This window comes from Candidatus Korarchaeota archaeon NZ13-K (genome assembly GCA_003344655.1).
In the GTDB taxonomy this organism is placed as follows: domain Archaea; phylum Korarchaeota; class Korarchaeia; order Korarchaeales; family Korarchaeaceae; genus Korarchaeum.
This window is the reverse complement of sequence record MAIU01000029.1, coordinates 1-11634: the sequence shown is the minus strand read 5'-3', so window position 1 is coordinate 11634 and position 11634 is coordinate 1. Positions and strand designations below refer to the sequence as shown.

At 57.0% G+C, this 11634-nt stretch carries 13 protein-coding genes and 4 tRNA genes; 10 read left to right on the top strand and 7 right to left on the bottom strand.

The window, feature by feature from the left end; translation table 11 throughout:
- From BA066_04445 to BA066_04420, 6 genes are all read left to right on the top strand, one after another.
- The coding region (locus tag BA066_04445) for a serine protein kinase RIO (GenBank protein RDD53447.1) at positions 1-742 on the top strand (742 nt) is incomplete at its 5' end.
- Positions 714-1298: an RNA-processing protein gene (locus BA066_04440; GenBank protein ID RDD53446.1), complete on the top strand. Its 585-nt coding sequence runs from the start codon at positions 714-716 to the stop codon at positions 1296-1298. The genes BA066_04445 and BA066_04440, both read left to right, overlap by 29 nt.
- Positions 1299-1314: 16 nt before the next feature.
- The gene (locus BA066_04435) at positions 1315-2850 is read left to right on the top strand and encodes a DNA topoisomerase VI subunit B (protein ID RDD53445.1); all 1536 of its coding nucleotides are present in this window, start codon (positions 1315-1317) and stop codon (positions 2848-2850) included.
- On the top strand, positions 2831-3937 hold the full coding sequence (locus tag BA066_04430) for a hypothetical protein (protein RDD53444.1): 1107 nt from the start codon (positions 2831-2833) through the stop codon (positions 3935-3937). Before BA066_04435 ends, BA066_04430 begins: the two co-directional genes overlap by 20 nt.
- A gap of 33 nt (positions 3938-3970) precedes the next feature.
- A tRNA-Glu gene (locus tag BA066_04425) sits at positions 3971-4048 on the top strand.
- Positions 4049-4138: transfer RNA gene (locus BA066_04420), tRNA-Leu, on the top strand.
- A 234-nt stretch (positions 4139-4372) separates the two neighbouring features.
- Here the strand turns inward: BA066_04420 and BA066_04415 are convergent.
- Positions 4373-4906: an isoprenylcysteine carboxylmethyltransferase family protein gene (locus BA066_04415; GenBank protein ID RDD53443.1), complete on the bottom strand. Its 534-nt coding sequence runs from the start codon at positions 4904-4906 to the stop codon at positions 4373-4375.
- Positions 4907-5077: 171 nt separating this feature from the next.
- Here BA066_04415 and BA066_04410 point away from each other — a divergent pair.
- The 3 genes from BA066_04410 (at position 5078) to BA066_04400 (ending at position 7094) form a co-directional block, all read left to right on the top strand.
- A tRNA-Gln gene (locus BA066_04410) sits at positions 5078-5153 on the top strand.
- Between the two features lie 135 nt (positions 5154-5288).
- Entirely contained in the window at positions 5289-5768 is a 480-nt protein-coding gene (locus tag BA066_04405; protein RDD53442.1) for a hypothetical protein, read from the top strand.
- Positions 5769-5957: 189 nt separating this feature from the next.
- Positions 5958-7094 carry a tyrosine--tRNA ligase gene (locus tag BA066_04400; GenBank protein ID RDD53441.1) on the top strand — a complete coding sequence of 379 codons (1137 nt, stop codon included), beginning with the start codon at positions 5958-5960 and terminating at the stop codon, positions 7092-7094.
- 237 nt (positions 7095-7331) lie between these two features.
- Here BA066_04400 and rplJ read toward each other — a convergent pair whose 3' ends face one another.
- From rplJ to ftsZ, 6 genes are read right to left on the bottom strand one after another with little or no spacing between them, the layout of a single operon-like run.
- Positions 7332-8213, bottom strand: coding sequence for a 50S ribosomal protein L10 (rplJ, locus tag BA066_04395; GenBank protein RDD53440.1), 882 nt, complete (start codon positions 8211-8213; stop codon positions 7332-7334).
- Positions 8204-8875, bottom strand: a complete 672-nt coding sequence (locus BA066_04390) for a 50S ribosomal protein L1 (GenBank protein RDD53448.1) — start codon at positions 8873-8875, stop codon at positions 8204-8206. Before BA066_04390 ends, rplJ begins: the two co-directional genes overlap by 10 nt.
- 10 nt (positions 8876-8885) lie before the next feature.
- Positions 8886-9365: a 50S ribosomal protein L11 gene (locus tag BA066_04385; protein RDD53439.1), complete on the bottom strand. Its 480-nt coding sequence runs from the start codon at positions 9363-9365 to the stop codon at positions 8886-8888.
- Positions 9358-9840 carry a hypothetical protein gene (locus tag BA066_04380; protein RDD53438.1) on the bottom strand — a complete coding sequence of 161 codons (483 nt, stop codon included), beginning with the start codon at positions 9838-9840 and terminating at the stop codon, positions 9358-9360. Before BA066_04380 ends, BA066_04385 begins: the two co-directional genes overlap by 8 nt.
- A 1-nt stretch (position 9841) precedes the next feature.
- Complete coding sequence (locus BA066_04375; protein RDD53437.1) at positions 9842-10024, bottom strand: protein translocase SEC61 complex subunit gamma; 183 nt, start codon at positions 10022-10024, stop codon at positions 9842-9844.
- 9 nt (positions 10025-10033) lie between these two features.
- Positions 10034-11230 (bottom strand): cell division protein FtsZ, encoded by a 1197-nt coding sequence (gene ftsZ / locus BA066_04370; protein ID RDD53436.1) that lies wholly within the window; start codon positions 11228-11230, stop codon positions 10034-10036.
- Between the two features lie 288 nt (positions 11231-11518).
- Here ftsZ and BA066_04365 point away from each other — a divergent pair.
- A tRNA-Arg gene (locus BA066_04365) sits at positions 11519-11596 on the top strand.
- Positions 11597-11634 lie beyond the last annotated feature (38 nt).

The following is an 11634-nucleotide window of genomic DNA, read 5'->3' as shown; positions in this document are numbered from 1 at the left end:
GGATGATGAGTATTATGAGGTGAAGCAGCTCGTCTTCGATGACAGGACCGTAAGGAACCTGCTGAAGCTGTTCAACAAGGGCACGCTCGATGACATAACTTGGATAATAAGCTCCGGTAAGGAGTCCGTCGTGCTGGCCGGCAGGGGGACGGGGACGGAGGTGGCAGTGAAGATCCACAGGGTCCACACCGCGAACTTCGGGAGGTACTTGGATTACATAGTCGGGGACCATAGGTTCGTTCCTGTGAGGGACAGGGAGAAACTGGTGTATCTTTGGGCGAAGAAGGAGTTCAGGAATCTGAAGAGAATGTGGGATAGTGGTGTAAACGTCCCCAGACCGATCGACATCGCTGGAAACATCGTGGTGATGGAGTTCATCGGGGAGGGGAGCGTGCCCGCTCCTCTCCTGAGGGAAGTGGAGGAACTGGAAAATCCCAGGGAGGTCAGAGATCTCATATTAGAGGATGTGAAGAGGTGCTACGTCAAGGCCGGACTCGTTCATGGAGATCTCAGCGAGTATAACCTGATGTACTGGAGGGGGAGGCCCTGGATGATAGACGTCTCTCAGGCGGTCGTCCTCGAGCATCCCCTGTCCTACTCGCTCCTCCTCAGGGACCTCGAGAGGGTGATAAACTTCTTTAAGAGGAGGTACGGCCTGAACTCGACGGATGCCAGGGAGGTAGCTGAGGGTCTGGTGAGGGAGAGGAGCCGGCTTGAGGGAGATCAGGGTACTGATACCTAAGGAGAGAGTTGGCGTCCTCATAGGCAGGAGGGGCTCGACGAAGGCCAGGCTGGAGGAGGCGACGAAGGCCAGGATAGAGGTGGACAGCTCGACCGGTGAGGTCATAATAAGCTTTTCAGAGCCGCCGGATGATCCTCTCCTTCCAATGAAGCTGGAATCCGTTGTGAGGGCTATAGGAAGGGGGTTCAACCCCGAGGTGGCGATGATGCTCCTTGAGGACGACTACGTCTTGGAGGTCATAGACATAAGGAGGTTCGTCGGCGACACGAAGAACGCGCTCACGAGGATGAGGGGCAGGCTCATAGGTGAGAGGGGGAGAGCTAGGATGTACATAGAGGAGAGGACGAATACCAAGATATCGATTTACGGCCACACGGTCTCTATAATAGGGAAGACATATGACGTGGTCGCCGCCAGGGAGGCGATCATCTCCCTCCTCGAGGGCTCCATGCACTCCACGGCATATAGGTTGATGGAGAGGAAGATAGCGGAGATGAGCAAGAGAAGGATGATGGATGAGATGATGCTGGATAAGGCCCTGAGGGAGAAGGAGTGATCTTCAGGGTGATCCCATGACTGAGGGGTTGAGGCTAGAGGAGATAAGTGCGGCGGATTTTTTCTATAGGAACAGGTCGCTGGCTGGCTTCGATAACCCCGTGAGGGCCACGTACACGATAGTTAGGGAGCTCGTTGAGAACTCCTTAGACGCCGTGGAGCTCTCTGGGAGATCCCCGAAGGTTTTGGTGATTATGAGAGAGGAGAGGGAGGCTGATGGGGAGAGGCTGCCTTGGTACAGGATAAAGGTGGCCGACAATGGGATCGGACTGAGCCCGGAGGAGATACCCCTAGCATTCGGCAGGGTCTTCGTGAGCTCTAAGTACAGGCTGATCCAGAGCAGGGGAACATTCGGCCTCGGGGGGACTATGGCGCTGCTCTACGGCCAGATAACGACGAACATGCCCTTCAAGGTGACCTCGGCCAGGGAAGGGGAGCCCGCCTACGAGTTCACCATGATGATAGACATAAGGAGGAACGAGCCCCTAGTGCTCGAGAGGAGAGTCGTCAAGAGGGTCTCCAGGAGGTCTTACACGATAGTGGAGTCCGTCTTCGAGGGTAGCTATCAGAGGGCTAGGAGGAAGATTGTGGACTACCTCCAGCAGACGGCTATAGCTGTCCCTTACATAACGATAGCCTTCCTGGACCCGGATGGTCGCCTCTACATCTTCCCCAGGAGCACGGATAGGATGCCCCCGAGGCCAAAGGAAGCACTCTTCCATCCCAAGGGGGTGGATCTGGAGCTCCTGCAGAGGATGCTGAGCACCACTAGGACGAGGACTCTCGAGTCCTTCCTGGTGACGCACTTCCAGAGGGTCGGTAAGAAGACGGCCGGTGAGGTGCTCAGGATAGCGGGACTGGATCCGGATAAGAGGCCATCGGAGCTCACGAATGATGAAGTAAGGGCCCTTTATGAGGCCCTCAGGAGCTACAAGGGCTTCCTACCCCCCGATCCGAGCGTCCTCTCCCCCTTGGGTGAGGAGCTCTTGGAGTCCGGTATAAGGAAGGAGCTGCATCCCGAGTTCGTCAAAGCCGTGCAGAGGCCCCCCTCGGTTTACGAGGCGCACCCCTTCATAGTGGAGACGGCAATAGCCTACGGTGGACTGATAAAACCGACGGGGGACATACAGCTCTACAGGTATGCGAACAAGATACCCCTGCTCTACGACGTCTCCAGCGACGTCTCATACCAGGTGATCAGAAGGATAGACTGGAGTGTTTATGGTATAAAGAACCCGGAGGATGAACCCATAGCATTCTTCGTGCACATAGTCTCCACTAAGGTCCCGTTCAAAACGGTCGGCAAGGAGTTCATAGCGAACGTCCCTGAGGTGGCTAGGGAGATAGAGCTAGGCCTCAGGGAGTGCGCAAGGGAGCTCAGGATATTCTTGGGAAGGAAGAGGAGGAAGGAGATGCTCCTTAAGAGGTACGAGCTCTTCAAAATGTATTACGAGCTAATCTCTTGGACGCTGGAGGAAATATTGGGTGAGAGACCTCCGGTGGAGAGGCTGATAGAGAGGATAAGGAGCATGGGTGAGGAGGATGAGCGGTGAGGTTAAGGCAAAGGTGATAGAGATAGCCAGGAAGGTGGCCGAGGCGATAGAGGAGGGAAGGTTCCCGGAGCTAGAGTACCCGCCGAACACGCAGCGCAACATAGTTTTCGATGAGAGCGTTGGCTACATATTCAGACCGACCTTCTACGGGAGGATAAGGGGCTCTCACTCGAAAAGCCTGAGGACTCTCTCCGGGGTGCTTTACGGACTTAGCAGGGCCCTTGATCACTTGGAGAATGGGCTTACGATGACTAAAAGGGACTTCTACTATCTTCACAAGGTGGAGAGGCTCAAGGGAACCCTCTTCCCCGAGGATCAGAGGGAGACGGATGCAAGGATAATACTGATGGAGCTCCTCCTCGGCATGCCGAGGGAGGCATTCTCAATAACGAGCGATCCCAGAGGATGGATCTACGGGGACATAGAGCTCATAGATAGGTCAGGCAGGGTGCTAAGGGCGGATCAGGTGGGTGAGATGGGCTACTCGGTCCCGCCCAGGCCGGAGAACATAAGGTTCAAGAGGATAGGGGTCAAGGCCGTGGTTGCGGTTGAGAAGGTCGGACCGGCCAAGAACATGATAGAGCTCGGGATACCGGAAGAGAGGAAGATAGCGATAGCTATACTTCAGGGGCAGGCCTCGAGGAGCATGAGAAGGTTCCTCAGGATGCTGTCAGATGAGGGAGTCCCCATAGCGATACTGACGGACCTATCACCTTGGTCCCTGAGGATAGCGGCCACCGTGGTTTACAACAGCATAAACTCAGCCCATATACCTCACCTGGCAACCCCGGAGGCCAGGTTCATAGGGATACTCACTAGGGACGTTGAGGAGGGGTTCTTCAGGGACTACAAGTTCGCCCTTGAGCCGCTCACCCAAGCCGATTACAAGGCGGCCCTGGACAATCAATCCCTTCCGAACCTCCAGAATGAGTTCTGGCAGAGGGAAAACAGTTGGTTCCTGGAAAATAGGAAGAAGGCGGAATTGGAGATATTTAAGGCCATGAGCCCCTCAGCCAAAACCCTAAAGGAGTATTTCGTCAAATATCTGAGCGAGAAGCTCGAGCTCCACCTAGGGATATCTATATAAAGGTTTTTATTTGGGTATGCGCGTCATCGAGCGGCTCCGGTGGTGTAGCCCGGTCAAGCATAGGGGCCTTTCGAGCCCCAGACCCGGGTTCAAATCCCGGCCGGAGCACCAGCGGGGGTAGCCGAGCCAGGTCCAAGGCGCCGGATTCAGGGTCCGGTGGGCGTCAGGCCCGCGTGGGTTCAAATCCCACCCCCCGCACCATCTGAAGTCATCTCCATGAGCTCTCCCCAATGGGACCGCCTTTCTAGGGCGATCTTGCTCGCTAGTCTTCTTGATCAGAGTTCATCGTCTGAGGCTCTGGAATCATTGCCGGTGTGAGGGGAACCTATGATCGCTGGATCCTCAGGAAGCTCACTAGCCCGTTCAAGGGCCATGATGGGAACCGTTAATGGAAAAACACCAACCTCTATAAAAATCTGAAATCGCGAAGCCCGCTCAGAGGATGAAGGGGATGAGCTTGCGAACTCTTTTCGCGTACTCCTCGTACTGCTCTCCGAAGATCTCCCTGAGCTCCCCCTCCTCCAGGGGTATTATGATCAGGTAGAGGACCGAGAGGACGAAAAGCGTCGAGACCAGAAGGGGAGTGAGGTCGAGCGCGATCCATGAACCGATCCACAGCAGGATCGCGCTGAAGTACATGGGGTTCCTAGTATATCTATAAGGTCCCCGGACGATCAGAGGCTCTCTCCTCATCTGCTGGACCTCCGATCGCCTCGCCTTGACCGCTCTCATCAGGGTCACATAGCTCGAGGTGCAGATATCCACGGGCCTCCGGTATCTGAAGACCCAATGCAGGATCGCACCCCCTAGGAGGATGATCGGGAGACCGAGCGCTCGGAGCGGGACGGGGAGGCCGAGGGAGGGGGGAAGCCCCAACAGGTATGTCAAGGAGTAGCCCACGCCGAGGGCGAGGCATATCATGGAGCACACGAATAGAGCGACCATCACGCAAGCTGTGAGTGCTCTCATGAGCCCCTCATATGGATCGGGCCTCGGGCACTATAAAGGTTGCCGGCCGTGCTAGATCCAAGTGAGTCACCCCCGCATACCAAGGCCCCTCTGCTTCCGAGGTGTCCTGCATCTTACACGCCGACGACGCCCCAGAAAAACTTAATATGATGGGTCGGGTGGGTCGATGGAAGCCCCGTGGTGTAGCGGCCAAGCACGCCGGGCTTTGGACCCGGAGACCCCGGTTCGAATCCGGGCGGGGCTACCAAAGATCCCAACTCCACCAATCGGAGTAGTGGTCCAGCTGAGCTGCATGGATTCCCTTGAGGGAGTCCCCCCAAACCGCGAAAAGTTAAAATTGTCCCGTGTTACTTGAGGCCTGACGCGCCGCGCTGGGATCGCGATGCGTGAAAGGTCCTTCGTGGTCGACTCGATGAGCGGGAAGCTCGCTAAGTGGATCAGGATCCTGGGCTACAGCGCCAGGTACGTTGAACCCGAGGAGGAGGATTCCTCCATTCTGAAGGGGCTTGAAGGTGGGATGTTAATAACAAGGGATTCCGAACTCCTCAAGAAGGCCGTGAAGATGGGTCATGAGGCCTATGAGGTTCCCCAGGGCTTGCTGGATGCCATGGCGGCTCTCTCCAGGGACCTGGGGGTGAGGCTCAGGGTGGACGCGAGGAGGACGAGGTGCCCCTTCTGCGACACCCCCCTGAGGGTCTCAAGTAGGGTTGAGGTCGGCTCAAGGCTTCCCAAGGATGTGCTGAGGGGACACAGGAGATTTTTGATCTGCGGGAACTGCGGGAAGGTCTTCTGGTTCGGATCCCATTACTGGGAGATGCTCAGGACCTTGGCTAAGGCCAAGAGGCTCCTCCAAGATAGATAATAGTCCAATGACAGTCGTCGGGGCCAGAATCAAATTTAAATTTCGCCATCGTTCGAAGGAGGGGCCGATGAGGGGTTCGTGTGCGACGGCAACGATCCGTGAGTTGACTGACCTGAGCTGAGGCCCTCAGTGCAGCGCGAGATGACGTCAACGATTTAATCTGAGCGGGGGGCCGCTGGCCCAGGTGATATCACGGACAAGCTGGGGCTTGTGCTGAGGAACGTAGCAGAGCCCTTAGAGGAGTTCGTCATGACCTTGGATGAGCTGAGGGATCTGGTGAGAGAGGGAGGGCATAGGGTATATGTGGGCTATGAGCCATCCGGGCCGATACACGTGGGCACGCTCATCACCGTCAGGAAGCTCAGGGATATGATAGAGGCCGGATTTCATTCCATAGCCCTGATGGCAGACATACATGCAATACTGAACCTCAAGGGTCCCCAGGAGCTGATAAAGGAGGTCTCCCTGACGTACTGGAAAACTGTCTTCCACGAGCTCGGGTCTAGGGAGATAGAGATAGTGCTGGGGACGGACTTCGAGCTTTCGGAGGATTACGTTATGGATCTGCTCACAATATCCCAGAGGGTCACGGCCAGAAGGGCCTGGAGGGCCATGACGATGATAGCTAGGGAGCAGGAGGATCCCCTGGTCTCCCAGATGATATACCCGCTGATGCAGGCCCTCGATATCCTCTACTTGGGCGTGAGGATCGCCATAGGGGGGACCGATCAGAGGAAGATACACGCGCTTACTAGGGAGGTCTTCAGCCTCGATGTCCCGCTGAGGGTCGAGAGGTACGTCCCAACCGCCATTCACACCCCCCTCCTGCCGGGACTCACGGGGGGTAAGATGAGCAGCAGCATACCGAGGTCGCACATAGCGGTACACGATCCTCCCGAGATAATAAGGGAGAAGGTGATGAACGCCTACTGTCCGCCTGGGAGTGAGGATCAATATGATGAGGAGGGAAGGCTCAGGAACCCGATATTGGCTATAGTGAGGTACTTCATACTTCCCGAAACGGGGAGGATCTCTGTGAGGAGGAGCAGGGCCGCTGGAGGTGGGGAGGTGGAGGTCTCGAGCTACGATCAGCTGGAGGGGATGTACAGGAGAGGGGAGATCCACCCCATGGACCTGAAGGAGGTCGTGGCCGATTACTTGGTAAGGGAGTTCTCGAGGGTGAGGGAGGTCTTCGAGAGGGACAAGGACCTGATAGAACCGCTTTACAGGCTCCAGAGGTGGCAGAGGGAGAAGGGGCTGTTCGGGGAGGTGGAGTGGAGGGAAGCGCTGAGATCCTATGAGCCCTACCTCGGGCCGGTGCGCTGAGGTCATGCTGTGAACTCCATAACCCACTTGATGGGAGCACATACATAGGAGTCCGACCTAGCCAAACGCAGCGTCGCTCGGTGCCGCGCTACTCAATCTTCGGCGTCGAGTCCAAGGGAAAGCTTACAAGAAGCGAAAGCGCTGAAGCCTGGATGCATCGGAGCGGACCCGCTGATCTCACAGCGATATCGAGGTGGAACCCGCGGGAGCGAAGCTGGAGAATGGAGGGTTGGGGGCTCAGAGCCCAACCCTCTCCCTCAAGAGCCTGGCCGCCCGCGCGGCTTTTCTCATTAGGGGCTGTATCGTTAGGTCGCTCAACCATCCTATGCTTATGGAGAGGGCCAGGGCTCTTCTAATCGCCCTCTGGGCCAGAGGAGCAGCAGTATGCCTATTTATTTCACCTATCTCCATGGCCAGGCCCAGGGACCTCATGTGAGCCTCCTGAACCATCTTCAGTATGTCCTCCCTGCTGACGGAGAGCACCTCCGGCGTGTAGAGTATCCCCTCCTCATCGATGGCCGCGGTAACCCTGAAGCCCACCTTGAGGGGTCTTATGTTGAGATTCCTGAGGAGATCTGATATCTGAGCGGTGGCTCTCTCCCCCTTCCTGAGCAGAGTGACGCTCTCGGCGATCGCCACCTTGCCCCCCTGTATCTTCGTGGGTATGTTCATGGCCCTGAGGTCCATCAGGATCGGACCAGGGGCCAGGTCCGTCGGGCCGGCGGATATGATCACATCCTCCTCGGCCAGGTCCCCCGGCTTCATGAAGACCCCTACCTTCCTCTCGGATAGGAGTCTGTATGTCTCAAAAGGATCCTTCCTGCTGAATATCACGACGAGGTTCATTGGAAGGTTTTTCACGAGTTCCTTCAAACCCTTCCTATCAGAGAGCTCGCACGCCTTCTTGATGAGCGTCTTCTTCATGACGAAGAACTTCACATCGGGCGCGAGCTCCTTCCTGACCCTCCCGAAGTGGTCCGCTGGTATCCTGGAGAAGTCGGCCAGCATGACGGTGGGATATTCCCTAACGAGCTTGAGGAACCTCTCCACCATTGCCTCCTTCCTCATCCTAGACCTGCTCTTCCTGACGACCTCGAGGGACAACTGACTCACCTCCAACCTGAGGATACCGGAAGCTCCTCCGCGGGCCCCATGGTCGTCTTGACGTAGACCTTAGCTATCTTCCTCGGGTCCTCGTACTTCCTCTCTATCGCCGAGAGCACCGCTCTTATGTTCTCCATTATCTCCTCCGGCCTCATGTCCCTAGATCCAACCTTGGTGTGCACTATCGGCTGATCCTTTGTCCTTATCCTGACGGACCTCCTCAGCTTAGCTATTAGATCGGGGAGCTGGGAGACGGAGGTGGCCGGCAGGCTGACCGGCATCTTGTTCCTGGGACCCAGCACGGGTCCTATGAACCTGACTATCCTCGGGAGAACGTCCGCCTGGGCTATGAAGAAATCGTACTCGTTGGCCAGCTTCTTGAGGGCCCTCTTGCTGGCGGCGATGGCCTCTAGCTCCTCGGGCTCCATGACCCTGTCGGCGCCGGCCTCCCTGGCCCTAGTCAGGAACTCCCCCTTCCCTATCACGGCGACCTTGACCTCCCTGTTCCTAGGCTGATGCGGAAGTTCCACCAACTCGTTTATTCTGGCGTTAGGATCCTTCTTAAGATCCACACCCCTCAGCACCACGACCAGGTCCACGGCCTCATTGAACCTCCTCTTAGGACTCCTCTCTAGGACTTCCTTCAGTCTCCTCAGGGACTCATCCTCAACCAGCAGCCTCGACATATCAACCACCCATCAGAGAATCCCAAACTCCGGAATCCAATTCCCTCTGCACCTCTCTCGGGTCCTTCCCCTCCACGGTGATCCCCATTGAGAGGGCCGTTCCCAGGACCTGCTTGACAACTCTCCTGAGGTCTGCCGTGTTGGAGTCCGCCAGCTTCGTCCTAGCTATGCCTATGACCTGCTCCATCCTCAGATTCCCGACCCTCTTCCTAGCATCAGAGGAGCCCTTCTCAAGCCTGAGCTCCCTGAGTATGAGCATCGAGGTAGGAGGGGTTCCAACCCTCACCTCGAACCTCTTAGTGTCCGTGTCCACCTCTATCTCGACGGGGACCTTCATACCCGCATAGGCGCTCGTCTTCTCGTTTATCTCCTTCACGACTTGCCCCATGTTCAGGCCCAAGCCGCCCAAGGCGGGCCCTAGCGGCGGACCTGGAGTGGCCTTTCCACCCTCTATGAGGACCCGAACGATCTTCTTAGGCAACGCTTCCACCTCCTTTCTCCAGAAGCTTCACGTTCATCACGGGCATCTTCACTTCCCAGTCCCTGTCTATGTCTAGGAGCTTGAGGGTCAGCATCCTACTCCTCCCACCCTCGGGAGCTGCTATGACCACGGCCCTGTAACCCTTGAAATTGCCCTTAATAATCCTCACTATGTCCCCCGGCTCTATCTCTATGCCGGCCGTCTCACTGGCTATCATGTCCTCCATCTCCTGAGGGGGGATGGGGTTCGATGAGGCGAGCCTCAGCTTGCTCAGGCCGGCTATAAGCTTCCTGACCTCATACTCTCTCTCAGCCTCGACGAAAAGGTACCCCTTGAACTTCGGGACGAATGTTATGGACCTGACCCTCACCCCCGAGGAGGAGATCCTCCTGAGCAGGAGCCTTATTATGTTTATCTCCTTCCCTGAAACCACCCTGACTGGGAAGAAGAGCGATTGCGTCCTCTGAGCCTCCATATCATCCACCCACTATGTAGAGCGCCACGAGCTGTATTAGGAAGCCTATGAGCCCTATCAGGAAGAACCCTGTTATGGTGACCCTGAAGGTGGCCCATACCTCATCCCAACTCGGCTTCTCGGCGACCTTCAGCGTCTGGATTATGTAGTCGATGAGGCCCTCCTTCCTCTCCCTCTCAGGCATCTCAATCCCTCACAGCTCGTCTATACCCAGATCTCCCCTCTCCCTGATCTCCCTGGCTAGAGGAACCGTTCTCCTCTCGGCGATCCTCATCTCAGGCTTAGCGGCCGCCTTCTCAACCCTCGGCCTCGTCAGTCTCTCGAGCGCCGGCTCCCTCACCTCCCCCTGGAGGGCGGCCTCGACCGTGGGCGAGGTAACCCCGGTCACTATTAAGAGGACTTGGACGGCTCCCTTGAGGGAATCATCTATCCTCGCACCCCATATCACGTTGGCCGTGGGATCCAATGAGCTGACGATAGTCTCAACTATCTGCTGCATCTCCTCGAGCGAGAAATCCGGGCCCGAAGTTATGTTCACTATTGCGGCCTTGCCCCCGGATATATCGGCATCGAGCAGGGGGTTGCCTAGGGCATCCTCAACAGCCTCCATGGCCCTGTTCTCACCATCGCTCTCCCCGAAGGTGAGTACGGCGGGGCCACCGTTCTCCACGACGTTCCTGAGATCGGCCAGGTCAACGTTAACCAGCCCTGGCTTGACAACGAGCTCCACCACCCCCTTCACGGCCCTCGCGACTATCTCATCCGATATGAAGAAGGCCTGATGCAGCGGGAGCTCCTTGGCTATATCCAGTATCCTGTCGTTGTTCACCACGACTATCGTGTCTGACACGGAAGCGAGCTTGGAGAGCCCCTTCATGGCTATCTCCTTCTTCTTGACACCCTCAGCCGTGAAGGGTAGGGTGACCACCGATATGACCGCAGCACCCACCCTCTTACCTATCTCAGCTATGACGGGAGATGCCCCCGTCCCGGTTCCCCCTCCGAGTCCCGCCATTATGAACAGAAGATCAGTCCCCCTCAGGAAGCTCTCCAACTCCTCAGCGCTCTCCCTGGCGGCCTCCTCACCTATGTGGGGATCTCCTCCGGATCCATTACCCCCGCAGAGCTCTTTCCCTATTAGTATCTTCCTGTCTGCTGTCGTTATCAGGAGGTGCTGGGCATCCGTGTTCACCGCCACGGTTTCGACTGAGTCTATGCCTATGGCGTTAAGCCTGGTCACCGTGTTGCTTCCTCCTCCTCCGACCCCCATTATCACTATCCTCGCCTTCACCCTCTCCAGGAACTCCCTGAGGGAGGAGTCCTCAGGGGACACCTTCTGAGGGATCTCCCTGACTCCCTCATCAATTCTCTTAGCGGCTGTCCTTACCATCGACCTCAACCTTCATCCCCTACCTCGTCCTCACTCTGGGTGGGTGAGCTCTATATTTAAAGTGAAGCTCGGGCCCGACGAAGCCGACCCAAACGATCGTCAATCAGCTACAGCTGCGCCCACCCAGATGGGGGGTGTACATCGACTCCACCCTCCGGAGGAATTGGAGTGGCATTCGTGATGCTTCGAATGGATCGATGCGGTCGAGGCCCAGTCCCTTCCGGCGGATGGTGGGGTCCAGAGGCCGGCATCAACGTTTATATTTAGTGAAACCCCCCTCGCCATAGTGGGCCCGTAGCTCAGCAAGGATAGAGCGGCGGCCTCCTAAGCCGCAGGTCGAGGGTTCGAGTCCCTCCGGGCCCGCCATGTGCGGCCGTAGTCCAGCCTGGACAGGATGCCGGCCC

Excerpts from the sequence above, each read along its gene's own strand:
- BA066_04435 (RDD53445.1), top strand. The coding sequence starts at position 1,315 with ATGACTGAGGGGTTGAGGCTAGAGGAGATAAGTGCGGCGGATTTTTTC.
- BA066_04415 (RDD53443.1), bottom strand. The coding sequence starts at position 4,906 with ATGAGAGCACTCACAGCTTGCGTGATGGTCGCTCTATTCGTGTGCTCC.
- BA066_04405 (RDD53442.1), top strand. The coding sequence starts at position 5,289 with ATGCGTGAAAGGTCCTTCGTGGTCGACTCGATGAGCGGGAAGCTCGCT.
- BA066_04380 (RDD53438.1), bottom strand. The coding sequence starts at position 9,840 with ATGGAGGCTCAGAGGACGCAATCGCTCTTCTTCCCAGTCAGGGTGGTT.
- BA066_04375 (RDD53437.1), bottom strand. The coding sequence starts at position 10,024 with ATGCCTGAGAGGGAGAGGAAGGAGGGCCTCATCGACTACATAATCCAG.
- ftsZ (RDD53436.1), bottom strand. The coding sequence starts at position 11,230 with ATGGTAAGGACAGCCGCTAAGAGAATTGATGAGGGAGTCAGGGAGATC.